This window comes from Ensifer sp. SL37 (genome assembly GCF_026672675.1).
GTDB lineage: Bacteria > Pseudomonadota > Alphaproteobacteria > Rhizobiales > Rhizobiaceae > Ensifer > Ensifer adhaerens.
The window spans coordinates 1,260,885-1,283,566 of sequence record NZ_JAPPRN010000007.1; the positions used below are offsets into that span (position 1 = coordinate 1,260,885).

The following is a 22,682-nucleotide window of genomic DNA, read 5'->3' on the forward strand; positions in this document are numbered from 1 at the left end:
TCGGAGACAATCCATGACTTTCGATATCGGTGACGGCGTCGACAGCGCCGTCAACTACATCCTCGACAATTTCGCACCGCTGCTCGATCTGATCGCTGCCGCCATCGGCACCGTGACCAACAGCATCCAGGCGGCACTTCTCGCCGCCCCCTTGGCCCTCGGGCTCGCGATCTTCGTGCTTTTGTCGCTATGGCGCGTCGGCTTCGGCTTTGCGGTCTTTACCGCCCTTTCACTGATGCTGGTCGAACACATGGGCCTTTGGTCCGCGATGATGGAAACCCTGTCGCTCGTCATCGCATCGACGCTCGTTGCCATGCTCATCGGCCTGCCGCTTGGCATCGCCATGGCGCGCAGCGATCGCGTCGCGGCATCCGTGCGACCCATGCTGGACCTCATGCAAACCATGCCGGCCTTCGTCTACCTCATCCCGGCGGCGATGTTCTTCGGCCTTGGCGCCGTGCCCGGGACGATCGCAACGGTGATCTTCTCGATGCCGCCGGTCGTGCGGCTCACCAATCTCGGCATCCGTCAGGTGCATGTCGAGTTCATCGAGGCCGGCAACGCCTTCGGCTGCACCGCCTGGCAGCTGCTCGTGAAGGTGCAACTGCCGAACGCCATGCCTTCGATCATGGCCGGCATCAACCAGACGATCATGCTTTCTCTCTCCATGGTGGTGATCGCCTCGATGATCGGTGCGGGCGGCATCGGCAACACGGTCCTGACCGGCATCCAGCGTCTCGACGTCGGAACCGGTTTCGAAGGCGGTCTCGCTGTCGTCATTCTCGCCGTCATTCTCGACCGGATCACCCAGAGCTTCGGCAAGGAGCGCGCCAGCCCGTGGCGCGTCCTGTTCCGCCGGCGACAGGAACAACCCCGGACCTCCCCCGTCACTGCCTGACGCTGCGGACTTTCCCATCCATCTGGCAGCGTTCGTGCTGCCGCTTGCAATCGTTCAAGAAAGGAACATCCATGTTCAAGACCCTTGCGACCATCAGCCTTGCGGCCAGCATTGCCGCCGGTACGTTCGGCGCGGCTGCCGCAGAGGAAAAGCCACCCGTCAGGATCGGCTGGGCCGCCTGGTCGGACGCCGAGTTCGTCACCAAGCTCGCCGCAAAACTGATCAAGGACGAGCTCGGCCAGGAGGTCGAGCTTGTCCAAACAGACATCGCTCCGCTTTACCAGGGTGTCGGCCGCGGCGACCTCGATGCCATGATGATGGCTTGGCTGCCGGAAACCCACGCCGACTACTTCGCCAAGGTGAAGGGCAAGGTAACGACCCTCGGGACCGTTTACGACGGCGCCAGGCTCGGCTGGGTGGTTCCGAAATACATTCCCGAAGACGCAATCGCCTCGATCGACGACCTCAAGAAGGACGATGTGAAGGAGAAGCTCAAGGGCAGGATCGAGGGCATCGATCCCGGCGCGGGCCTTACGCGTCTGTCCGAGCAGGCAGTCAAGAACTACGGGCTCGACGGATACAAGCTGCAGATCTCCAGTGAGGCCGGCATGCTGACGACCATTGACCGGGCAATGCGCAAGAAGGATTGGTTTGTCGCCACGGCCTGGAGCCCGCATTGGATGTTCGGCAAGTACGAGCTTCGCTATATAGCGGATCCGAAGAACGCGCTCGGCAGGGCCGAACGTGTGGACGTGCTGGCACGCAAGGACATCGAAAAGGACAATCCGGAAGTCTCAGGCCTGCTGTCGCGCATGAAGCTGCCGATCGCCGATCTTGAAGCCGCGATGTTTAACGCCCAGCAGACCTCCTACGAAAAGGCTGTCGACCAGTACATCGCGGATCATCCCGACCAGATCAAAGCCTGGCTCGCCAAGGACGGTGGCTAAGCTCTGCCACTCGCGTCCACAACCGACGCCCGCGATCTCGTTGCGGGCGTACCTCCCGACAGAAGGATCATCGACATCATGAACGACATGCTTGCACCCCGCGCCACGGCCGACGCCACCGACGACACGATCGGTGGCCGCATTTCGCTTGCCCGCGATGCCATCAAGCTTTCGATCGAAGAGATATCCGCAATCGCGGGTGTTACCGAAGAGACCTGGATCAGCTGGGAAAATGACCGCGCAGAACCGAGGGCCAACCGCCTCGACATGATGGCCGGCATCCTGCAGGTCAACATCGCCTGGCTTCTCGATGGGCGCGGAACAGGACCAGTGGAGGCGAGGTAGTCCGCAAGCACTGCCCCGTTCGGCGCGCTCAGGAAGAACACCAACACCGTCACAGGCGATCGTCGCTGCGGTCGCAGCCGCCTACCTTTCGCCGATCGGGGTCGAGACGGATCCGACCCTTCTCAAGCCCCCGATGACCCTTGGTCGCCCACCTTAAACGGAGGCGGCTTCCAGGCGGACGCCGTCAAAACGCGCGTTCATCGCAACGATCGATCCGGCATCAGGCATCAGGCATGCGGCCGTCGCCAGCGCGTCGGCGATGGCAGCGGATGGTGCCGACACCGAGACAGAGCGCCAGTTTGCGGGCGCGGGCATTCCGGTCAGGGGGTCGAGAATATGTCCGTCTCTGGCTGCTTGATCGAAGGTCGTGCCGAGAGGGGCGGAGGTGGCGACCGCTCGCTGGCGCAGCGGCAGGCGCTCGCCTGATTCCAGTCGGACTGGCCATCCACCGCCGCCCGGTTGTCCCCCGAGCGCACGGAACTCGCCGGTATCGATCAGAATGTCCGTCAGTCCCTCACCTTCAAGCATTGCTGCTACGCGGTCGGCGACATACCCCTGGCCGATGCCGTTCAACGTCAGCGCCATGCCCGGATGCAACGTGATCGCTGCTGCATCGAGCTTGACCTTGCCCCAGCCGACGTTGCCACGCACGCGATCAACGTCCGCCGGGCCGGGTCGCGTGCCGTTTGCAGCCGATTGAGCCCAGAGCGTCCAGAGCGGCTGTACCGTCGGATCGAAGCGCCCGCCGCTTGCCAGGTGGACTACGTCGGCCAGTGACAGACATTCCAAAAGCTCGAATGGCGGGTCTTGAAGATGACCGTCGCGGTTCAACCGGCAAAGCGCGCTGTTGGCACGGTAGAGGCTAAGGATGTTTTCCAGACGGTCGATCTCCGCCATGACCCTGGAGACGATCGTCCCGGCCTCGGGGTGCGCAATGCGGATCGAGGCACGCGCGCCAAGAGCCTGACCTGTCCAGAAGCGGGTTGCCGCGTTGGCGTGGGCGATGGCGGGCGCCGTTGCGAGAACTGCAGAAATTGCAATCAAGCGGCGTCGGGTCAGCAGCATGGGGTCAACCTCCGGCTGGATGGGGCAATGCGCGCAGACGGCCGAGATAGTCTTCGTCGTCCGCTCGCGGTTCCGAGCCGGTCTCCACCGGCGTCAAAACCATGGCATCGGTAATATCGGCGAGCGCAAGCACCTGGCCGCCCTCGGCAAGAACGAAGGCCGCAGCCTCGTCGCGGCTTGAAAACGGCACGGCTTCGGGCGCACCCATGCCGCCTCGCCGGGCAGAGCCGACCACGTAGAACGCCTTGTCGGCGGCGATCCAGTTGCCGTCACCGGGCTGGTCCCACGTTGCCCCCGCAGCCCCCATGTCATTGACATAGATGACGAGGATCGGCGCAATCTGCTCCGGCCCACGCGCATAGGCGATCGCATCGCGCACCTGACTGAAGAAGAGCGGCGCGGGGCTTCCTTCCAGAAAGATCTGGGCCTTCGGGCCGGGGTGCTCCAGAAGGTTCATCTGGCAGTAATGACCGAGGGTCTCGGGCGTCATGTCCTGCGGCACGATGCTTTGGGCGACGTCCTCCTTGCAGGCGGAGAGCAGCGCCAGAGCGGCCGCGACGAGCACGAAGCGAAGTCGGGTCCTCATGGGGTCACCTTTCGGAAGGCTGCGGCGGCAAGGGCTATGGCGGCGAGTGGCCAGGCGAGAAGGGAGGCTGCCGATTGCCAGAGCGGGATCGTGCCGGCGGCGCCACCCAGTCCGCCTGCGGCAGAAACGGCTTGTGCGGCCGAGAGGTTAAAGACGCGAAAGGCGTCGGCAGGGTTGGCAAGCAGCGCAACGGGCAATGCGTGTGTGGTGAAGGCACCGCCTCCATCCGTCACGATTAACGCCAACAGGGCGAGGTCGTAGAGCACCACCGCCACCAGCCAGAGCGCGATGGCCAAGCCCGCCGCCCCCGACGGCCGTCGCGCCAAAGCCGAAAGCGCATAGCCGGTGCCAAGAAAGGTCGCACCCAGCAGCACAGAGGACCAGATCAGCCGCCATAGGGCGCCAAGCCCCGCGGTTGCTCCAGGATCGAACCAGACGGCTGCGAGCGCCGCCGCGCCGTAGCCAAGCGTCACGGCAAGACCGAGGATTGCGAGATGCGCCAGAAGTTTGCCGAGCAGAATCTGCAGGCGCGAGACGGGATAGGTGAGAAGCAGTGGCAGCGTGCCGCGTTCCACTTCGCCAGCCACCGCATCGAAACTCATCAGCAATGCCAAAAGCGGAACCAGATAGACCGCAAGCGAAGTGAGCGAGGCGACCGTTACGGAGAGCCGGTCGACGCCGACATCGCCCGTCGGGGCAGAGCCGGCGGCGGCCAGCACCAGGGCGAACAGCACCATCATGCCGGTGGCGATAGAGACCCAACGATTGCGCAAAGCGATACGGAATTCGCTGACGGCGGTGGCAAGGATGCGGCTCATTGCCCGTCCCTCCGGCTGAAGTGGCTGTAGATGTCCTCGAGGCTGGGCGGGATGACATCGAGATCGGCAATGGCGCTCCCAAGCGCCGCAATGCGGGCAAGGAGCGGCAGTTTTTCCGACTGCGAACCGCGAAGGCGCAAGAGACCGTCCTCCCCTTCCACACCCTCGGGAAAGGTCGCTGCCAGCGCCGACGCATGACCAGGTGCGGGGCGAACGGAAAAGGCGACCGGAAGTGCCGCGCGGGTCCGAAGATCGGCAAGCGTACCTTCTGCCACCAGTTCCCCACCGGAAAGGATGAGGATGCTGTCGGTGCGGGCCTCCACCTCGGATCAACACGTGGGAGGAGAGCAGGATGGCGGTTCCTTCTGCGGCCAACCCGTCGAGCAGGTCATAGAAGTCCCGTCGCGACACCGGGTCCAGGCCAGAGGTCGGTTCGTCCAGCACCAGGAGACGGGGGCGGCCGATCAGCGTCTGGGCCAGACCCACCCGCTGGCGCATGCCCTTGGAATAGGTACCGATCCGACGCCGCGCCGCGTGGCCAAGTCCGACCCTCGCAAGAAGCTCTGTGGCCTGCTTCGGGTTTTCGCCACGCAGTGCGAGATAGTGGCGAAGCTGTTCTTCTCCCGTCAAAGCCGGGTGAAAGGCGACATTTTCCGGCAGATACGCCACCTGGGTCCGCGCGGCGGGCGAACCGGGCGCCGAGCCGCAAACAGAAACCTCGCCGCTGTCGAAGGGGATGAGGCCAAGCACGATCTTCATCATCGTCGACTTGCCGGCACCGTTATGGCCGAGCAGTGCCGCGCGCCGTCCCGGCTCCAGCGCAAGGGAAACGGACTTGAGCGCTTCCACCGATTGGAAGCGCTTAGTGAGCCTGGAGATTGTCAACGTCGGTGTCATCGTAATTTCCTTCAGTCCAGCGCCCTGCGGCCTCGGCCTCATAGGCAAGGATTTCGAGCGGGACAGGGATGGTCAGGGGGCGCATCAGCGGCGCGCTGTCGCGCACGCCTCCAGGCAGCGTGGCGGGAAAATCCCGCTGGCTCCAGCGAACGATCTGCACGGCCGGCGAGCCGGTGAGCAGGCTTGCCGCGGGCTGCGACCAGAGGATCTGGTCCATCAGGTCGTTGGGGCGGTAGAAACTGTCGGCAATACCGTCGCCGTTGAGGTCGAAGGCCGGATGATCGGACCAGAAATTGCCCCGGCCTTCATGGCTCCATTCCATATTGCGGGTGCCGACGTATTTGACCTGCTCGCGGTTGGCGATGAAGGCGTTGCCTGTCAGCACATTCTTTTCCGAACCGGCGGTGAAATGTATGCCAATGCCGCAGCTCTCGAAGCGATTTCCCCAGACCAGGTTCTTGTGGGCGTTGTAGATGAACAGGCATTTCTTCGTGCCCCCGCTCACCAGATTGCCTGACACGTCGGCATTGTTGGCATAGTTCAGCATCAGCCCATGCTCGCGGTCGCCGAGGCTGAGATTGTTCAGGATCTTCGCGCGGTTGGAGAACATGATCGCAAAGCCCAGATGGTTTCCGATCGAGATGTTGTCGGAAACCTCGGTGTTGCGGGTGTACATGAAGTGCACGGCAAAGCGCAGGTCGCGCATAATGTTGCGGCGATAGATGCTGTCGGCGCTGGCGTTCGAAAAGATGCCGTCGCGACCGTAGCGGATAATATTGTCTTGAAGCAGCGTACCGGGGCTGTTCCAGACATAGATGCCGTTACCGCGCTCGTTCATGCGGGCGCTGCGCGTGCCGATGATCTCGTTTCCGGAGACAATCGTGTCGCGGCCGCCATGGACGTCGATGCCGTGCATGTTGTCGGTGACGAGCAGCTTTTCGACACGGGCGCGATCGGCGCCTTGAACGATTTTGACCCCGGCGTCGAGATCCTGGTTGATGCGACCCGAACCGGTGACGGTGAACCCCGTCAAGGTGACGTCCGACGCGGCAATCGTCACCACGCTACCCTGCTTAAGCCCATTCACCACCGCTCCGCGCGGACCGGTGATGGTCAGTGGCCGATCGATGGAGACGGGGCCGTCATAGGCCCCGTCGGTCAACACCAGCACATCGCCGGGTTGAGCCCCGGCGATGGCTGCGGCAAGACTGCCCGCACCCGGCACGACTGCGCGCTCCGCCGCTAAGAGCGGAGAGGCGAGAAGAAAGCCGATCAGGAGAACGGACAGCCGCATCGATCAGGCGCCCTTCGGTTCCACGAACATGCGGCCGCGCATTTCCATGTGCAGGGCATGGCAGAACCATTGGCAATAGTACCAGTAGACGCCAGGATTGGCCGCAACGAAGGTAACGGAGCTCGTCTGTTGCGGGCCGACCTCCATCGCCACGCCGTGATTGCCCATGGTGAAGCCATGGGTAAGGTCATCGATTTCATCGAGATTGGTGACGATGACCGTGACTTCGTCGCCCTCCTTCACCGTAAAGCTCGGCTGGCTGAAGCTGGGTGCGACCGAGGTCATGTAGACGCGAACCTTGTTGCCGTCGCGGATCACGGCCTCGGTCCATTCGTCGATGTCGACCTCATCGGCCTCGGCCTGCTTGCGGGTTTCGGCCCACAGCGGATCCTTGCGATCCCAGACCGAGCGGATGTTCGGCAGGATCGAGGGGGAGACGGCGATGGCGTCATGCGGCTCGGCGAAGGTCGGGCCGTCATGGACCAGCACCATCTTGTCACCGGAAATGTCGATCAACTGATCGTTTTCCGGCTTCAGCGGGCCGACATTCAGGAACCGGTCCTTGGAGAATTTGCACAGGCAAACGAGCCAGTCGTTGGCGGCATCGAGCGTTTCACCCATCACCGTCTTCAAGTGGCCGGGTTGATACTGAACGTCGAGCTTGTCCTTGATCGGGTTGATCTTCTCACCGGCGTAGGCGCGGATGGCCTCATCGATGTTCCACTTTACCACCTGGCTGTCGAGGAACAGCGAGGTATAGGCGTTGCCGCGCCCGTCGAAGGCGGTGTGCAATGGGCCAAGGCCCAGTTCCGGCTCCGCAACAACCGCGCTGCGCGGCTCGGCATTGTCGTAGAACAGGGCATCGAACTTCGTCACGTCCAGCACGGTGACGGTTGGCGAAAGCTTGCCGGCAACGCACAGATGCTTCCTGTCCGGCGCCATGTTGCAGCCGTGCGGGTTGTTGGCGATCGGGATGTAGCGCGTGAAGAGCGACTTTGCCTCCTTGCGCCCGTCCACCACCTTGACGCCGTTGATCTCCTCATATTGGCCGGCCTTAATGGCCTTCTCGATTTCGGCGATGTTGAAGACGACGATATGGTCCATCTCGGACTTGGTCATCTCCTCCAGCGTCATGCCCATTTCGGAGTTGTAGCTGGTGGAGAACGCCCACTTGCCCTCGTAGTCGGCATCGCAATTGTCGAGGTTGCCCGAGACCTTCACCTGCCACGCCACTTCCCACTTGTCGGCATCGACGGCGGTGAAGATGTTCACGTAGGTCGCCACGTCCGTCATCGTCGAGCCGTCGTTGACGAGCGGGGCCTCGTCCTCGCCGTTGCAGAACACATAGTTTGAACGCGGCCATTTCTGCGGACGCATGCCGTGGATGCCCTTGGCGTTGGGGATCTCCAGGATGGCGTCGGTCTTCATCACGTCGCAGCGCACGCGCGCCACGCGCGTATTGGCCTTGTCGTTCATGAACAGGTAGCGACCGTCATACTTACCGTCGGTGAAGGACATATGGACGTGATGCAGGTCGCCGTTGTCGTGGATTTTCTTGCCGTTGGCGGCAAGCTGCTTCTTCGTCTTTTCCGTCATCGTGCGCTGATGGATCCGGATCGATTCATTGGTCTGCCCCCAACCGGTGGCCGAGCAACGGTTGAACACCGGCACGCGCATCAGTTCGCGCATCGAGGGAATGCCGAGAATGCGCATCTCGCCGGTCTGACCGGAGGACCAGAAGCCGTAGTAATCGTCGAGCTTGCCCGGTGCGACCGAGCCGTCGGCACCCGCGGCCGCACGGGCCGGTGTCGCCAATCCTGCAGCGCCGAGGCTGAGTGCGGCCGGCCCTACAGTGCCCGCCAGAATGGCGCTGCCTGCAGTCGCGCTGAAAAGTGCTCGCCGGCTTAGTCCCTTGTGTTCCTTTGATTCCATGATCTGGTTCCTTTTTGCTTGAACCTTGGCTTCGATTAAACTTTGGCTGCGGGTTGATGGGTCGGCACGCCGCCCGGGCTTGCCGCAAGCTTCGCCCGCGACTTCATCTTCTTGATCACGACGGGGCAGACGGTTTCGGACTGGTAGAGCACCTGGCAGTGCAGGCAGTTGATGCACTCGTTCGGATTGATCTCGCCGGTCCGGTGGATCGCCTGCACCGGACATTGGTGGGCGCAGGTCTGGCAGGGGTTGCCGCATTCATGGTAGCGCTTGAGCCAGTCGAACATGCGTATGCGCGCAGGGATCGCGAGCGCCGCACCGAGCGGGCAGAGGTAGCGGCAATAGAACCTCTCGACGAAGAGCCCGGCGACGAGAAGTGCTGTGGCATAGGCCACGAACGGCCAGGCGCGGATGAACTTCAGGATGATCGCTGTCTTGAATGGCTCGATCTCGGCCAGATGCTCTGCCTGCTCGACGCTCATCAGAGAGACCCCGAAAAGGCCGAGGAAGATCATGTATTTGATCGGCCAGAGCCGCTCGTGCAGGCCCCATGGCAATGTCCATTGCGGGATACGCAGCTTGCGTGCGATCTGGTTGGTCAGCTCCTGCAGTGCGCCGAAGGGGCAGAGCCAGCCGCAATAGGCTCCTCGTCCCCAGAACAGGAGTGCCGCGGCAACGGCAAACCACAGGATGAAGGTGAGCGGATCGAGCAGGAAAGCCTGCCAGCTGAACCCGTTGACGAGACTGCCGAAGAGCGCCATCAGATTGACGACAGAAAGCTGCGCGTTGGCATACCAGCCAAGAAAGACCAGCGTTACTGTCAGGAAGATGATGCGAAAGATGTAGAACGCTCGCGCGTTCCTGACCGCATAGGTCTGGAAGAAGAACACGCCCGTCAGCACGACCAACATGGCGCCGAGCACGACAATCTTCAGCTTCGAGTCGTCCCAGATGCGTTTCCACAGGTCGGACTGTGCAGTCCCCTCGTCACGATCAGCAACGGCTGCAACGTCCTTCACCGGTGGTGGCACGACAGCACGCAGATACTTCTGCGGAAGCTGGTAACCCAGATCGAAGGTATGAAAGACTTTTTCGACCGGTCCAACCTCACGTTGGGCCAGGAGCTGTATGCGGAAAGGTTTTGTCGGGTCGAAGCCGAGGCCTGCTTTAATGCGGAACAGGTCCATCTCGTTGTATTCCGGCGCACCGGCAAGCGAGATTGCGCCCAGGCGACGGTGGTCGCGATCACGAAAGCGAACGGAAACATCGTCCTGGATCAGCACGATGCGATCAAAGATGCCGCCGCGCACATAGCCTGATCCCTTGAAGGAATAGAGCCCGCGTCCGACCACGGCGATCGCGTGTTCGCCTTCGCCAAGCCAAGCCTGAAGGTTTTTCTCTTCGGCTGCCCCGAGAAAGGCCTTGCCGATGGAAGGGACCGAGACCAGTGCCGCCTGCATCTCGATGAATGTCGTTTCCGGCGCTTGCGCAATCGCGCGCTCGCGGGCGCGCTCATCGGGATGGGCGGCGAAAGCAGCATTGACCTGCGCAACGTCGAGCGACAGGCGGCGCAGCGTGCCGTCACCTTCTGCCTCGACCCAGTCGGCCGGCGCGGTAGCCGCGGGATCGATTTCGAAGCGCGGGCCGGCATTGTCCGCTTCCGGTGTCAATCCGCCAAGCCCGAGCGCGCGCGCAACCTTTAGCCCGGACCGGACGATCGAATCGTCGATGACCATGACGGTCACCGTCGCGCCCGAGATGATATCTACCTCGTGGGTCGTACCGCCGGATTTCGCCTCGGCGACGAGATCAAGGCCTGCGTAGCCGGCAACAAGCGCCTTCACCTTGGCGTCGGGAATGCCGATGAGGACGATGGGTTCCGAATGTTTCACCAGCCGGACGCCGACGATCTTCGCATCCTTGTCCACCGCCACGAGCGTATGGATGGGTTTGCCGGAATAGCCGGTCGTTCCGACGAAATCCGAGGTCACGAAAACCCACGCCACCGTCTGACCGCCCTTCAGCACCGGGGCCGCCGCCACATCATCACGCACAGCGCCAAAACCGTCCGCTCCTGGCACAAGATCGGAGGCTGTGGTGGTCGGCAAAAACTCCTGAAGCACCGATGCTGCGCTGGCGGATACAGCGCCCCACAGGCTGAGGCAGAGAAGAAGGACAAGACGGAAGAGTTTCATTCCAGGGTGTTTTCCCGCAAATCGTTGCCGGAGCATTGAAACTTTGGCGCGGGACATTCTTTGATCTAGCTCAAACAAAGACAGCTTCGTTGATTGCAATCCTTGATTGTCGCATGTCGTGCACGATTTGATACTCAGATGGAGCTGGGGAAAGGACTTCGCGTCAAGCTGGCGGCTGACCGGCGCAAGAACAATACCTTTGAAGTCGGATCGCCCGGCCCATGGCCTGCCCTCCCTGCAATATCTGCCAGGGGACGGCAGGCAGCCCGCCACCCACAACTACTGCGCGGCGTGCGAACAAGTTCCGCCCTGTGAGCTCGGCTCGCGAAGAGCAAATTGATCGCCGCGGTGCCTCGTGGGGGCACGTCGGCGCCAGCTCAAAACAGTGAAAGTGTGCCCGGCGCTAAGCGCCGGGTAGGGTTGCGTGCAAAGAGATGTGTGAAGCTCCGCCTCCTCCCGTTGGGCAAAGCGATGCCGGAAAGACCTGTCAGGGCCTCACCCCGCGGAACGCGCTGCTGGCGAGAGAGCGGAACCCTCAAATGCATCAATGCCAGCGAACCGCGGAAACAGAACGCTGTTTTCCAGATGCATATGTGTAACGAGATCGTCGCAGAATTTTTGAACTCCGACATAGAGCGCCGTCCAGGACCTGCAGGCCCCGTCCGGAAGCGTAAAACCATGCGTCAAATGCTCGATCACGGCGAGGCTCCGGCTCTCGCATGCATGATCGTCCCGCATTCCGGCAATCAGATGTCGGATGTCCGGATCGGGCTCATGGCGCATCATCGGAAAGAGCGCAAGCTCTTCCCGCGCCATGTGGGGAAGAAGGTGGTCCTTGAGCTCGGCCAGCGCGTCGGCAAGACCAAGTGGCGCGGAGCGATGAGCACCGTGGACGTGCTCCACCTTTTGGGCAAGCGGGATCAACCATTCCAGATCGGTGCGGTGGGTCTGGTGATAACGCTCCAGAATATGAGCGATAAGCTCGCCTGTAGCATCCGGAGCCTCGCGTCTTGCGGCAAGCTCCAACGCCTGAAGCCGATCGAGCAGATCAGCGGCCTCTATGCCGGCATCCGCGGCCGCTTGCGCAAGCGGTACATCGCCACCACAGCAAAATCCGATACCGTGCTGTCTGAAGAGTTCCGCGGCACCGGGAAGCTCGCACGCAATCACTCCGACGGCTGTGTCCAATGTGTATTCGGTCAATGTGCTCTCCTTGGCGCCTAAAAGGTCATGATCCGCAATCGATTTCAAAGCGGGGCGATCCATGATCGTTGTTCAAGGGAGAAGCTGGGGCAGTTCTTCCGATCGTTCTTTGTCGAAACGCAACTTTATTCCGGAAGGATCGCAATCGTTGAAGATCTGAATGACCGCTAAGGGCCCTTGCCGCTGGTGCCGTGGCGACGGCGCCAGTTCGCCAAGCGCTCGCGATCGAACGTGAAGACTTCATCGATCACCGTACCATCGGAAGATACGGTTGCATTCCAGAGACGCCCGCCGCACCGAAGCGTCAACCGGAATGTGCCCAGGTGCTCCCCTTGACCGATCTCAACCTGGCTCTTGACTTCTCCCCGGCCGACGCGATTTCTGAGCTCAGTCGGGGGCAGACGCAGCGCCGACGACATGGTCGCCGCCGGCACGGAGAAATCGCCACTGGCGTCGCGCTCGACGCGCAAAACTCGTCGGTTTGTCAGTGTCAGCATAGAGCTTTTCTTTCGGATGACGTGTCGTCCCTCGCGCGCGGATGAGGCCGCGTCAGACGGTCCCGTGATGCCTCAAGGCGAACGCTAAGAAGATCGAGCAAAAAGCCGTCGTCAATGCCAGCAGCCGGGATGCTGGCAAACAGTTCAGCAACCTCAATCGTGCAATCGCATAACGTTAGATCCCTCTGTTCCATCTCGACCATGATTTGAGCCCTCCAATGTGCTCGATCCGCGAAACCCGGCTGCTCCTTGCTAGATGTTTGGCGTCAGGCCTCGTTGCGCTAACGCAAGCTTTCGACGCGGTCGTCAAATTCCTCGCCATCATCGACATCCCGGTATCGCATCGGATCAAGCACGTCGGCTACTGACTACTCGACTTAAGTATTCTGCCGCAAAGCCGATACCGATGCCGGCTGAGACCGGCTCCCTTGCTGACCGCGCGGCAATCCGCGCGGAGCTTGCTTGGCCTCTTGGGATGGCGATCCATCGTCTAAGAGCGCATAGACTTGAAGCCTGCTCTGATCTCCTCGACGAAGATTTCGGGTTCCTCCCAGGCGGCGAAGTGCCCACCCTTTAAGGCGCGGTTGTAGTAGACGAGCTTTGGATAAGCCTTTGACAGCCATGGCTTCGGTGGCCGATAGACCTCGCCCGGAAAGACGGTGACGGCCACAGGAACCCTGGCTGGCGTGAGCTTCGCGCCTGCCTTGACGTTCTCCCAATAGATACGTCCGCTCGAGGGGCCCGTGTTGGTCAGCCAATACAAGGTGATATTGTCGAGGATGGCGTCCTTGCCGAGCGCCTGTTCCGCATCGCCACGCGTGAACACCCAGTCGGCGATCTTGTCCAAGAGCCAGGCTGCAAGCCCCACCGGTGAATCGGCAAGGCCGTAGCCGATCGTTTCCGGGCGCGTACTGAGGATCGAGGCGTAGCCAAAACCGTTGTTCAGGAAGTCGCGAGCCTCGTCGAAAACCTTCTTTTCATCGGCAGACATGGTCTCGGGAGCCGGCCCGCCGTTCTTCAACGCCTTGGCAGCGTCCGCTGGAAGCGTCGTCGAACGCTCCACCCTGTTGACGTGGATGCCAAGCAGTCCGGCTGGCGCCTGACGCGCCAGGGCATCGCTGATGATTGCGCCCCAATCACCGCCTTGCGAGACATAGCTGTTATAGCCGAGTCGCTTCATGAGGGCGTCCCAGGCACGGGCGATCCGTTGCGCCTCCCAACCGGTCGTGTCTGGTTTTTGCGAAAAGCCGAAGCCTGGTATTGAAGGGATGACGAGATGGAAGGCGTCTTCGGCCTTGCCGCCATGTGCAGTCGGATCCGTCAGCGGATCAATGACGTCAAGCAGTTCAAAGATCGAACCCGGCCACCCGTGGGTCATAATCAGCGGAAGAGCGTTCTCATGGCGGGAGCGTACGTGGATGAAATGGATGTCGAGCCCGTCGATCTTCGTCAGGAATTGGGGAAACGCGTTCAGCTTGCGCTCTGCCCGGCGCCAATCATAGGAGGACTGCCAATACTGCGCGAGTTCACGAAGCTTTCGCTGCTGGACGCCCTGGGACCGATCCGCGACGGTCGCGCTGTCCGGCCAACGGGTTGCGACCAGGCGCCTTCTGAGGTCAATGAGGGCATTTTCAGGAATGTCGACGTTGAATGGTTGGATGGCATCGCCCGTCGCCGTCGTGTTCACGGCTGCGATGCCGGTTCTGGGCAGCACCGCGGCGGCTACACCGATCGCAGCGCCCCGAAACAGAAACGAGCGTCGCGTGAACGGCCCGTCACCAGCCTTGTTTTCCAGGTTCATTTCAAAAAACTCCTGCCCGCTAATCCAGAAGGCGCATTGGAGAGATCCGCGCAGAGCTCTTGTTCAAAAGATGCGCGGAAACAGGTCGAGCGGGGGGCTCGCTCCGCGCGACGGCCCCCGCACTCCATTGATCATCAAACCTCGTCGGGGCCTTTGCGGTAGACGAGAAACTTGTTGCCTTCGGGATCTCGGAAATAGGCACAATAGGGGTCACCGCCGTCCGGGCCTCTCGGGCCGGGAGCACCCTCGTCGGAACCTCCTGCGTCCAGTGCCGTGGCATGAGCCTGATCGACCTGGGCTCGAGAGCGCGCTTCAAAGGCGACCATGGTGCCATTGCCGGCAACCGCTGTCTCTCCGTTAAAGGGCTTCGTCACACCGAATTCGAGGGTACGGTGGCCGTAATAGACAGCGCGTCCGGGCTGGACGAGCACGCGGCCGATGCCGAAGACGGCAAGGAGCTTGTCATAATAAGCCGCTGCGGCATCGAGGTCGTTCGTGCCGACGGTAGAGTGGCCGGCGAGCGCTCTTGTCTTTTCCGCGATCTCCTTGTGCGGGGACGCCGTGATGTCGTTCATTTTCCTCAGTCCTTTCGTCGCGAGTGACGGTCTCGTCTCGCTGCCTCGTTCGGGATCGTCGCTAAACCCGGCGATCGATGAATGACGGGAATCTACGGATCGCACCTGCTGCCCGGTACTGAGCAAATCTGAGAGCCATCCTCTCGCTTGAATGCACTGGCGTCCACTCGAGAGCGAATTTGCCCGAGTTCAAGAGGGTGGCTCTCAAAAACTGCATCTGCCGACGGACTGCTCGATGCCCGATGCTCTGGTCACAATCACCATTCAGAGACCGGAAGGACTTAAAGACATGGCATCGCTCAAGACCGTCGTCGCAACAGCTTCTGCGATCATGGCATCGACCGCACCAGGACACGCGGGCCCAATCGGCTCCGCAACGGCCCTGAAAATCGACTTCATCACGATCGACGAGAACATAACGCTCCGACGAATGGTTTCCCGTCAGGGCAATCCGAACGGCACGGTTCTCTTCCTGCACGGCTTTCCCGAGACGCTGGGCGTCTGGACGAAGATCACGGAAACTATGGGCGCACAGTACGAAGTGCATGCGTTCGATTGGCCTGGCTATGGCCAGTCGTCGCGTCCTTCCCCGGAGCGGTTCTCCTATTCACCAAGAGACTACGCCAAGGTTCTCAAAGCCTATATCGACAGATCGGGCATCGACCGATCGAATTTGGTGATCTACGCCTCGGACATCGGCAGCCTTCCCGCTCTGCTTCTTGCACTGGAAGAACCGGCGGTCGCGAAGAAGATCATCGTCGGCGACTTTGCGCCGTTCAACAGGCCGCATTGGATGTACGAGAGCCTTCAAAATCTGAAGGCCGAACCGACGGCAACACCAACGCGCGCCTATATGAACAAGACAAGCGACGAGATCTTGGAGAACGTACATCGGCGCGGCCTTGCACCGGAAAACCAGTTCGACTTGCCGTCCGAGGTGCAATCGGACATGAAGGAATCCTGGATGCGCGACGGTGTGACGACAGCCGACGCCTTCGCATTCTATTACGCCCACTTCACGCGGGATGAAGATTATCTAGAGGCCAATCTGTCTAGGCTCAAGACCCCGATCAAGGTGATCTGGGGCGAAAAGGACGTCTACATCAAACCGGAGATGGGCAAGGAGTTCGCCAATCGAACCGGTTCGAAATTCGCCGTTCTAAAGGGTATTGGCCACTTCCCCCACCTTCAGGATCCGGCACGAACAGTCGACGAAGTTCGCCGAGCCTTCGCCGACTAGGCCTTTAAGGCCTCACTCCGCCCGAAGACAGTGCGAAGGCGAGGCAGGGCCCAGTCAATGAAGGAGCGCACCTTCAACGTGAGCATGCCCTGACCGGAATAGACGATGTGGATCGGTCTCGACGTGCCGTCGAAACCCTCCAGAACCGGCACGAGGGCGCCTGACGCCAACTCGTCCGGGATCTGGTAATCGAACAAGCGGGCGATGCCGGCTCCGCCGACCGCCGCGGCCACGCAATTGGCCGCGGTATTCACCTCAAGACGATTGCGGGGAACGGCCTCCATCGGGCGGCCGTCGACATCGAACGTCCAGAAGAACGTCCGCTTGTTGAAGAGTATTCCGTCATGGCCTTCAAGATCGCCCGGATGCGTCGGCACACCCCGGCGCTCAAGATATGCCGGGCTGGCGCAGGTCAGCAGGCGAAACTCTCCAGCCTTGACCGCATAGAGCGAACTGTCCGCGAGGCCGCCGAGACGAATGGCGATATCGACCTGCTCTTCGACAAGATGGACCGTTCTGTCGAGCGAAAGGAGGTTCAACGATACCTCCGGGTGTGTCTCCATATAACCAAGGGCGATCGGCATGATGTAGCGGGCGCCGAACTCGACCGGCATGGTGATCGTCAGCGTGCCGCGCGGTGTCTGGTATTCGCCCGAGGCTCGCCGCTCCGCCTCCTCCAGATCGCCCATGATCTTTCGGGCCGCCTCGACATATTCCCGGCCCGCATCGGTGAGTTGAAGGTTGCGGCTGGTGCGCACGATGAGGCTCGCCCCCAGGTACCGTTCCAGTTCGGCAACCTTGCGACTGACACTTGGCAGCGGAGCATTCAATTTCCTGCTTCCTGCGGAGATGCTGCCGGCATCAACGACTGCGAGCAGCATTTTCATTGCTTCGAGGCGATCCATGATACCCCCGCCAACGTGACCGCTGATTGTTTCGCGCCGTGACGCCCCTTTCGCCCTGCCAAAAGACAAGACACTCATGCGTCACTTCACTTGCAATTGTTCCGAAAACCGACCGGAAAGTGCGCGCTGCCCTTGCTTCACGATCGTCTCGAGGAAATCGCCAACAACACGAATACGTTTGGTGTCGCGAACCCCTTCATGAACGACAAGCCAAATGGCTTCCTCCTGCCTGCAAAGGTCGGGTTTGACCCGGACAAGCTCGTCCTCCGTGTCGGCAAGGATACACGGCAATACGCCGAGGCCGTTGCCCGCCTTCATCGCGAGCACCTGCGCCTGCATCGTATCGACCGTCAGGTTGGCGATGCCGCTTTCGACCCACGAGCGCAGGGTCTTGGGCACGACAAGGAACGACAGGGGATCGCCCCAGGTAATCAGCCTATGGCCGGTGATCGGCAGTTTATTTTCCCGGACGGGGTGGCTCTCAAGATAGGCTTTCGAAGCGTAGAGACCGAACGCAATCGTTCCGATCCGACGCACCACATAGTTGCCCTGTTCAGGGCGGCAGAGGCGAAGACCGATATCCGTCTCTCGCTGTGGAATCTGGGCGAAGGACGTGGCGTTGACCGAAACGCCCAACGAAAGATCGGGATAGGCTTCCTGCAAAGCAGGCAGGTTTGGCATCAGCAGGTGATGTGCGAGCGTGTCGACGGTGATAATCCTAACCGCCCCCGAGACGCGACCGTCCTGGCCGCAAAAGCTGCCTTCCAGTTCGCGCATGGCGGTTTCAATCGCCGTTGCTTTCTCGACCATCGCCCGCCCTGCGTCAGTGAGCTTGTAGCCGTCCGGCCGGCGCTCGAACAGGCGCGTCTTCAGTGCGTATTCCAGGGTCTCTATCCGTCGCGCCACCGTCGAAGCGCTCGCTTTCACTTCACGCGCAGCGCCGGTGAGGCCGCCCTGGCGTGTCACTGCAAGGAAGTAGCGGACATCGTTCCAGTTCATGTTTCTGTTTTTCGAAAACCCTCTTGCGAACTTATGCGTCGAAGCGCGCGAAGGGAAGGATTATCCCTTTAAGGATCGTGGAAACGGAGCTTGGCAACGAAAAATCGGCAAAGCTCGATCAAAACTCTGAGGCTATGCTCATGATGAACAGGCAGTTTTCGGTCGGCGTGTTTGCCGCGCTCTTTGCAGCCTTTGCCTTCTCCCTCAATTTCGTCGTGCCGTTCATAATCGGCGACTTCTCCACGTTCGACTTTGCTCTTATCCGGCATGTGGTCTCGGCGACGGTTGGGGTCTTCATTCTGTTTTCAGAACGCGAGACGGCATTGCGCCACCTGACGTTCCAAAACGCCATGGCTGCCACGGGATTGGCCTTCATCGGCTATGTCGGCTACTTCCTGACGGTAACGGGAGCGGCAATCTACGCCGGCCCGGTCATTGCGCCTGCCTTCCTTGGCCTGGTTCCGATTGTGCTTGCCGTCATTGGAAACCGGGGTCAGGCGTCACTGCCATGGCGCTTCTTGATGACACCGCTTGCACTGGTCGCGATCGGTCTCGTGCTGGTCAACGGCACGGCGTTCACCGCAGATAGTCTCGGTTCCGTTCGCTCGCTCTGGATTGGTATTCCGCTTGCTCTGGCCGCGGTCGGTCTATGGGTATGGTTCGCGATCGCCAATCAGGCAGCGCTCGCAATCCGCCCGGCGATGCCTTCGGGCATATGGTCCGCATTGATCCTGATCGGCGGTGGTCTCCAGATGCTGGTTTTCTACCCGGTCGGTGCGGCGATGGACCTTTTCCAGCTTCCGAAGCTCGGTTTCGGTTGGGAAGCCGCCGACTCCCTCTATCTATGGGGAACGTCGCTGGCACTGATGGCGACCGTGTGCGGGGTATGGGCTTGGAATGTCGCGTCGAGGACGCTTCCTGTTGCGCTCGCGGCACAGCTGATCGTGTCGGAAACGGCCTTCGGCGTAATTGGCGGACTTGTTGTCCATGCACGTTGGCCGACGATGATGGAGGCAGCCGGCGTCGCGGTGCTCATCGCTGGTGTCGTTCTTGCCATTCGCGTGTTCTACGGTCAGCAGGCCCAAATGAACGAGGCCATCGCGCAGCCATCCTGACGCTCGCGCGATGGGCTACCCCCCTGGTCATGGAGACCTCGGTCGGCCGCTTTTCTTTGATGCGCGTCCTCGCGCAAAACCGATCAACCGGCCGCCGTATCTAACCAGATCGTTACAGGACCGTCATTGGCCAGTTCCACCCGCATGTCCGCGCCGAAGACGCCATTCGCAACAGCAACGCCAAGGGTCGAGACTTGTGCAGAGAAATGCTCATAGAGGCGTTTACCCTCCTGCGGCGGCGCGGCAGTAGAAAAGCCCGGCCGGTTGCCTTTCGTCTCTGCGGCCAGGGTAAACTGGCTGACGACGAGCGCTGAGCCGCCCACGTCGACCAGGGAACGGTTCATGCGATCCTGATCGTCCCTGAAGATGCGCAGGTTGACGATCTTGCGCGCCAGCCATTCGCTTTCCTTCTCGGTGTCGCCCTTCATCGCACACACGAGCACCAACAGGCCGCTGGCGATTTCTCCCGTGACCGCGCCGTCTACCGTGACACGCGCAGATGAAACGCGCTGGACAAGTGCTCTCATGGCAAGGAATCTCCCTATGGCTTGCCGGCGTTTATCCACTCCGAGGCGATCGCAATCAAGCTCTATGCGACCCGACAGCAACCGTCTGGACGACGTCGTCAGACCTGGTCGAACGATGGGCAGACCTGGCCGGCGCTCGCTACCGTGCCTGAAGGGGGTAGCATTTTCACGCGGTGGAATGGCCGTGGACGACGGCGAGCTACCGCGTTTGATCGCGACCGTGTTGGGCTTGTCGGATCGTACGCAATGTTGAGGCAATCCGGGCGCTGTGATCTCGCCAATCAATGGAAGATTGGCGAAGGTCGGCGCATGAAGCCGCGCACTTCAAACAGGGAGCGAAACGGCCTTGAGCATTTGTGACAGCGACACGACGCAAAACGGCACTCCGCGCGCAGAAAGAGAAACCAAGCGAGGAAATGGAATGCGCACGAGGCTGGTGATGGCGGGTCTCGTGCTGCTGCTGACGCCGGCAGATCCGGCCCGGTCGCAGGCGATCGAACCCGTTTGCCCTTCTCCGCACGACAGAACGGTTGCCATCACGTTCGACGATCTCCCTTATGCCCGCGCAGGCGATGCGGGAGGGCAGGAACTCGCTGCGGTCGCGAGGGCCACGAACGAAGCCATCCTGGCCGGTCTCGCCGTTCGTAACGTTCCCGCTATCGGGTTTGTCGTCGATCGGCGTGTGCAGGCGCTGGGTGAGATCGGTCAGGCACTGTTGCAGCCGTGGAACACTGGCCAATTCGAGCTTGGCAATCACAGTGCGAACCACCCCGATAGCAATACCTTGGACGTCGATGCGTTTCGTCGCGAAGTGATTGACGGAGAGGCGACCATTCGGCCGATGGTGGAAAAGGCCGGCCGAACCCTTCGGTTCTTCCGGTTTCCCTACAATCACCTCGGAGACACGGATCAACGTCGCGAGGCGTTCGAACGGGTACTTGGCGAACGCGGTTATCATCTCGCGGCATCCACCATCGATACGTCGGATTATGTGTTTGATGCTGCTATGAACGGGCATTGGCGCGATCCGATACGGCGATGGCCCGCAGGATCGAAGACGCTTACATAGACTATAGCCGCGTCGAGATTGCGTATTATGCGGATCTGAACCGCAAGGTCCTCGGGTGCGAACCGCCCGGCATTCTCCTGCTTCATGCCAATCGCATCAATGCGGCCACCATCGATCGAATACTCGGGCTCTTCAGAAGTACGGGCTACCGCTTCGTCTCCCTGGAGGAGACGCAAGCCCACCCGGCGTACAGGCAGCCGCCTCGATTTGCCACCAAGTTCGGACCAATGTGGGGGTATCGCTGGGCAAGGGAGCGGGACCTCAAGGTGGATGGAAGCAAGGAGGAAGAGCCTCCGGCATGGGTGAGCCAATACTCCGGTCCCGACGCGCCGCTCTGATCCGCATCCGTGGCCAAGATCGAGCTCCAGCAATCGCTTGGCCGCGACGGCATAACCCTGTGCTTCGCCGCAATGTTCTCGCAACGCGTGGCCGCAAGACTCCTGAACAGTCGATTCGATATTTGAAGGAGTATGTCCCATGCGTGCGTCGGTCTTCGGTAAGGTTCTCGCGCTGACCGCAGCTTTGGGCGCGACTGCGCCTGCAGCTCCAACCGTCCTTGCTGACGATTACGATGGAGGTTGGCGCCATTGTCGGGACCTTCACGGAAGAGACCGGTGGCGTTGTGAGGAGGCGCGGCGCGATCGGTGGCGCGAGCGCCAGGAAAAACAGGACAAGAAGGATATGAAGGCTGGCTTGGCCGCCGGCGCGATCGGTTTGGCCCTCGGTGCCATCATTATCGGTGCGGCACAGGAAGCCGAGCGGAAGCGCGAGGCGGAAGCTTATCGGCGCAACGATCGCGATGCGCGGTGCCTTGCGCGCTACCGCTCCTATGACCCGCGCAGCGGAACATTCATTGGGCGTGACGGCCGGCGCTACGAATGCAGGTGAAGGCTGCGCCTCCGGCCGACAAGTCGCCCACACAGGCGTGGCGACCTTTCGCGCAGAAACCTTTACGGACGCCTGCTTCGGCCATAGATGTGCTGCAATGGTGGGTGCGTCCTGCGTGCCGATCGTAAGGCTGGAGGGAGTTTTGACGGATTTTACCTGGTTGAATGAGCCTCGAAACTGGAACGTCGAAAATGGCGTGCTAACCCTCAAAACGGAGGCGAATACCGACTTCTGGCAGACAACCTTCTATGGCTTCAGGCGCCATTCCGGTCATGCCAGACTGCAGGCGGTGAGCGGAGATTTTACCGCATCGGTGGTCGTGCGCGGTGATTATCGCGAGCTCTACGATCAAGCCGGGCTGATGCTGATTATCGACGAAACACACTGGCTCAAGACCGGCATAGAGTTCACCGACGGCTTGATGCATTTCTCAGTTGTCGTCACGAACGGAACGTCGGACTGGTCCGTAATCCCGCTTGCGCAAGCGCAGCCGAACGCCGAAGTGCATATCCGGCTGACGCGGCACGAGGCAGCGCTCAGGGTCCAGTTTCACCTTGGCGATGGTCCGTGGCAGATGGCGCGGTTATGTCCATTCTCCGGTGAAGACGCACGGATCGGTGTCATGGCCTGCTCTCCTGAGCGCGAAGGCTTTACCGCGCAGTTCGAACGATTTTGCCTGGGCGCTCCGATATCGCGCGACTTGCATGCCTCATAGGAACCCTTGCTGCTAGCAGCGGCGATCCGCTCGCCTTGATCGGGCTTTGAAGGGACGTCCGACCCGTCGTCGGTATTCCTTCGCGCGCGCCTTGCCGCAGTGGAACTTCAAGAGCGCATCGGGCGTTCCGCAACCTCCTGCGGCTCACAGATCGCGTCTAAGCAGAGCCGC

23 protein-coding genes and 1 pseudogene are annotated in these 22,682 nt (G+C 61.2%); 9 read left to right on the forward strand and 15 right to left on the reverse strand.

Going from position 1 to position 22,682, the window contains the following annotated elements; translation table 11 throughout:
- The first annotated feature begins 13 nt into the window (after nucleotides 1–13).
- The 3 genes from OVA00_RS38125 to OVA00_RS38135 all read left to right on the forward strand — a co-directional run bounded on the left by OVA00_RS38125 (nucleotide 14) and on the right by OVA00_RS38135 (nucleotide 2,190).
- Nucleotides 14–898, forward strand: coding sequence for an ABC transporter permease (locus OVA00_RS38125; protein ID WP_029742707.1), 885 nt, complete (start codon nucleotides 14–16; stop codon nucleotides 896–898).
- A 71-nt stretch (nucleotides 899–969) separates the two neighbouring features.
- Complete coding sequence (locus OVA00_RS38130; protein ID WP_268090987.1) at nucleotides 970–1,845, forward strand: glycine betaine ABC transporter substrate-binding protein; 876 nt, start codon at nucleotides 970–972, stop codon at nucleotides 1,843–1,845.
- A 78-nt stretch (nucleotides 1,846–1,923) separates the two neighbouring features.
- On the forward strand, nucleotides 1,924–2,190 hold the full coding sequence (locus OVA00_RS38135; RefSeq protein ID WP_226020894.1) for a helix-turn-helix domain-containing protein: 267 nt from the start codon (nucleotides 1,924–1,926) through the stop codon (nucleotides 2,188–2,190).
- 153 nt (nucleotides 2,191–2,343) lie between these two features.
- Here the strand turns inward: OVA00_RS38135 and OVA00_RS38140 are convergent, their stop codons facing one another.
- From OVA00_RS38140 to OVA00_RS38195, 12 genes and pseudogenes are all read right to left on the reverse strand, one after another.
- Nucleotides 2,344–3,255, reverse strand: a complete 912-nt coding sequence (locus tag OVA00_RS38140; RefSeq protein ID WP_268090988.1) for an FAD:protein FMN transferase — start codon at nucleotides 3,253–3,255, stop codon at nucleotides 2,344–2,346.
- A gap of 4 nt (nucleotides 3,256–3,259) precedes the next feature.
- Nucleotides 3,260–3,841, reverse strand: coding sequence for a nitrous oxide reductase accessory protein NosL (locus tag OVA00_RS38145; protein WP_029742711.1), 582 nt, complete (start codon nucleotides 3,839–3,841; stop codon nucleotides 3,260–3,262).
- The gene (locus OVA00_RS38150; protein WP_029742712.1) at nucleotides 3,838–4,659 is read right to left on the reverse strand and encodes an ABC transporter permease; all 822 of its coding nucleotides are present in this window, start codon (nucleotides 4,657–4,659) and stop codon (nucleotides 3,838–3,840) included. Before OVA00_RS38150 ends, OVA00_RS38145 begins: the two co-directional genes overlap by 4 nt.
- Nucleotides 4,656–4,982, reverse strand: a complete 327-nt coding sequence (locus OVA00_RS38155) for a hypothetical protein (protein ID WP_268091183.1) — start codon at nucleotides 4,980–4,982, stop codon at nucleotides 4,656–4,658. Before OVA00_RS38155 ends, OVA00_RS38150 begins: the two co-directional genes overlap by 4 nt.
- Nucleotides 4,983–5,055: 73 nt before the next feature.
- Nucleotides 5,056–5,598, reverse strand: a pseudogene (locus OVA00_RS38160) (ABC transporter ATP-binding protein); the annotation flags it as partial.
- Complete coding sequence (locus OVA00_RS38165; RefSeq protein WP_268090989.1) at nucleotides 5,522–6,850, reverse strand: nitrous oxide reductase family maturation protein NosD; 1,329 nt, start codon at nucleotides 6,848–6,850, stop codon at nucleotides 5,522–5,524. The pseudogene OVA00_RS38160 and the gene OVA00_RS38165, both read right to left, overlap by 77 nt.
- A gap of 3 nt (nucleotides 6,851–6,853) precedes the next feature.
- Entirely contained in the window at nucleotides 6,854–8,782 is a 1,929-nt protein-coding gene (nosZ, locus tag OVA00_RS38170) for a TAT-dependent nitrous-oxide reductase (RefSeq protein WP_268090990.1), read from the reverse strand.
- 35 nt (nucleotides 8,783–8,817) lie between these two features.
- Nucleotides 8,818–10,977, reverse strand: a complete 2,160-nt coding sequence (locus OVA00_RS38175) for a NosR/NirI family protein (RefSeq protein WP_112977106.1) — start codon at nucleotides 10,975–10,977, stop codon at nucleotides 8,818–8,820.
- 495 nt (nucleotides 10,978–11,472) lie between these two features.
- Nucleotides 11,473–12,180, reverse strand: coding sequence for an iron-sulfur cluster repair di-iron protein (gene ric, locus OVA00_RS38180; protein ID WP_060520879.1), 708 nt, complete (start codon nucleotides 12,178–12,180; stop codon nucleotides 11,473–11,475).
- A gap of 167 nt (nucleotides 12,181–12,347) precedes the next feature.
- Nucleotides 12,348–12,677 (reverse strand): DUF6522 family protein, encoded by a 330-nt coding sequence (locus OVA00_RS38185; protein WP_113293484.1) that lies wholly within the window; start codon nucleotides 12,675–12,677, stop codon nucleotides 12,348–12,350.
- A 490-nt stretch (nucleotides 12,678–13,167) separates the two neighbouring features.
- Nucleotides 13,168–14,478, reverse strand: a complete 1,311-nt coding sequence (locus tag OVA00_RS38190) for an epoxide hydrolase family protein (protein WP_268090991.1) — start codon at nucleotides 14,476–14,478, stop codon at nucleotides 13,168–13,170.
- 134 nt (nucleotides 14,479–14,612) lie between these two features.
- On the reverse strand, nucleotides 14,613–15,053 hold the full coding sequence (locus OVA00_RS38195; protein ID WP_268090992.1) for a VOC family protein: 441 nt from the start codon (nucleotides 15,051–15,053) through the stop codon (nucleotides 14,613–14,615).
- 289 nt (nucleotides 15,054–15,342) lie between these two features.
- Between OVA00_RS38195 and OVA00_RS38200 the strand changes: the two genes are divergently transcribed.
- The gene (locus OVA00_RS38200) at nucleotides 15,343–16,293 is read left to right on the forward strand and encodes an alpha/beta fold hydrolase (RefSeq protein ID WP_268090993.1); all 951 of its coding nucleotides are present in this window, start codon (nucleotides 15,343–15,345) and stop codon (nucleotides 16,291–16,293) included.
- Here OVA00_RS38200 and OVA00_RS38205 read toward each other — a convergent pair.
- Nucleotides 16,290–17,198 (reverse strand): LysR substrate-binding domain-containing protein, encoded by a 909-nt coding sequence (locus OVA00_RS38205; RefSeq protein ID WP_268090994.1) that lies wholly within the window; start codon nucleotides 17,196–17,198, stop codon nucleotides 16,290–16,292. The genes OVA00_RS38200 and OVA00_RS38205 overlap by 4 nt on opposite strands.
- Before the next feature lie 81 nt (nucleotides 17,199–17,279).
- Nucleotides 17,280–18,197, reverse strand: a complete 918-nt coding sequence (locus tag OVA00_RS38210) for a LysR family transcriptional regulator (protein WP_268090996.1) — start codon at nucleotides 18,195–18,197, stop codon at nucleotides 17,280–17,282.
- Nucleotides 18,198–18,340: 143 nt separating this feature from the next.
- Between OVA00_RS38210 and OVA00_RS38215 the strand changes: the two genes are divergently transcribed.
- Nucleotides 18,341–19,312 carry a DMT family transporter gene (locus tag OVA00_RS38215; protein WP_034799075.1) on the forward strand — a complete coding sequence of 324 codons (972 nt, stop codon included), beginning with the start codon at nucleotides 18,341–18,343 and terminating at the stop codon, nucleotides 19,310–19,312.
- Between the two features lie 83 nt (nucleotides 19,313–19,395).
- On the opposite strand, the gene dtd is transcribed toward OVA00_RS38215, so the two are convergent.
- Nucleotides 19,396–19,839, reverse strand: a complete 444-nt coding sequence (gene dtd / locus OVA00_RS38220) for a D-aminoacyl-tRNA deacylase (protein WP_034799023.1) — start codon at nucleotides 19,837–19,839, stop codon at nucleotides 19,396–19,398.
- Nucleotides 19,840–20,260: 421 nt separating this feature from the next.
- Here dtd and OVA00_RS38225 point away from each other — a divergent pair, with 421 nt between their 5' ends.
- The 4 genes from OVA00_RS38225 to OVA00_RS38240 all read left to right on the forward strand — a co-directional run bounded on the left by OVA00_RS38225 (nucleotide 20,261) and on the right by OVA00_RS38240 (nucleotide 22,511).
- Nucleotides 20,261–20,908 (forward strand): polysaccharide deacetylase family protein, encoded by a 648-nt coding sequence (locus OVA00_RS38225; protein ID WP_034799025.1) that lies wholly within the window; start codon nucleotides 20,261–20,263, stop codon nucleotides 20,906–20,908.
- On the forward strand, nucleotides 20,878–21,246 hold the full coding sequence (locus OVA00_RS38230) for a hypothetical protein (protein WP_268090997.1): 369 nt from the start codon (nucleotides 20,878–20,880) through the stop codon (nucleotides 21,244–21,246). The genes OVA00_RS38225 and OVA00_RS38230 overlap by 31 nt, the downstream gene beginning before the upstream one ends.
- A 343-nt stretch (nucleotides 21,247–21,589) precedes the next feature.
- Nucleotides 21,590–21,796, forward strand: coding sequence for a BA14K family protein (locus OVA00_RS38235; protein WP_060580821.1), 207 nt, complete (start codon nucleotides 21,590–21,592; stop codon nucleotides 21,794–21,796).
- A 142-nt stretch (nucleotides 21,797–21,938) separates the two neighbouring features.
- Nucleotides 21,939–22,511 (forward strand): DUF1349 domain-containing protein, encoded by a 573-nt coding sequence (locus OVA00_RS38240; RefSeq protein ID WP_371590285.1) that lies wholly within the window; start codon nucleotides 21,939–21,941, stop codon nucleotides 22,509–22,511.
- Nucleotides 22,512–22,682 lie beyond the last annotated feature (171 nt).

Coding starts and splice junctions, on each gene's coding strand:
- OVA00_RS38125 (WP_029742707.1), top strand. CDS start 14: ATGACTTTCGATATCGGTGACGGCGTCGACAGCGCCGTCAACTACATC.
- OVA00_RS38130 (WP_268090987.1), top strand. CDS start 970: ATGTTCAAGACCCTTGCGACCATCAGCCTTGCGGCCAGCATTGCCGCC.
- OVA00_RS38135 (WP_226020894.1), top strand. CDS start 1,924: ATGAACGACATGCTTGCACCCCGCGCCACGGCCGACGCCACCGACGAC.
- OVA00_RS38140 (WP_268090988.1), bottom strand. CDS start 3,255: ATGCTGCTGACCCGACGCCGCTTGATTGCAATTTCTGCAGTTCTCGCA.
- OVA00_RS38145 (WP_029742711.1), bottom strand. CDS start 3,841: ATGAGGACCCGACTTCGCTTCGTGCTCGTCGCGGCCGCTCTGGCGCTG.
- OVA00_RS38150 (WP_029742712.1), bottom strand. CDS start 4,659: ATGAGCCGCATCCTTGCCACCGCCGTCAGCGAATTCCGTATCGCTTTG.
- OVA00_RS38165 (WP_268090989.1), bottom strand. CDS start 6,850: ATGCGGCTGTCCGTTCTCCTGATCGGCTTTCTTCTCGCCTCTCCGCTC.
- nosZ (WP_268090990.1), bottom strand. CDS start 8,782: ATGGAATCAAAGGAACACAAGGGACTAAGCCGGCGAGCACTTTTCAGC.
- OVA00_RS38175 (WP_112977106.1), bottom strand. CDS start 10,977: ATGAAACTCTTCCGTCTTGTCCTTCTTCTCTGCCTCAGCCTGTGGGGC.
- OVA00_RS38185 (WP_113293484.1), bottom strand. CDS start 12,677: ATGCTGACACTGACAAACCGACGAGTTTTGCGCGTCGAGCGCGACGCC.
- OVA00_RS38190 (WP_268090991.1), bottom strand. CDS start 14,478: ATGAACCTGGAAAACAAGGCTGGTGACGGGCCGTTCACGCGACGCTCG.
- OVA00_RS38195 (WP_268090992.1), bottom strand. CDS start 15,053: ATGAACGACATCACGGCGTCCCCGCACAAGGAGATCGCGGAAAAGACA.
- OVA00_RS38200 (WP_268090993.1), top strand. CDS start 15,343: ATGGCATCGCTCAAGACCGTCGTCGCAACAGCTTCTGCGATCATGGCA.
- OVA00_RS38205 (WP_268090994.1), bottom strand. CDS start 17,198: ATGGATCGCCTCGAAGCAATGAAAATGCTGCTCGCAGTCGTTGATGCC.
- OVA00_RS38210 (WP_268090996.1), bottom strand. CDS start 18,197: ATGAACTGGAACGATGTCCGCTACTTCCTTGCAGTGACACGCCAGGGC.
- OVA00_RS38215 (WP_034799075.1), top strand. CDS start 18,341: ATGAACAGGCAGTTTTCGGTCGGCGTGTTTGCCGCGCTCTTTGCAGCC.
- dtd (WP_034799023.1), bottom strand. CDS start 19,839: ATGAGAGCACTTGTCCAGCGCGTTTCATCTGCGCGTGTCACGGTAGAC.
- OVA00_RS38225 (WP_034799025.1), top strand. CDS start 20,261: ATGCGCACGAGGCTGGTGATGGCGGGTCTCGTGCTGCTGCTGACGCCG.
- OVA00_RS38230 (WP_268090997.1), top strand. CDS start 20,878: ATGGCCCGCAGGATCGAAGACGCTTACATAGACTATAGCCGCGTCGAG.
- OVA00_RS38235 (WP_060580821.1), top strand. CDS start 21,590: ATGAAGGCTGGCTTGGCCGCCGGCGCGATCGGTTTGGCCCTCGGTGCC.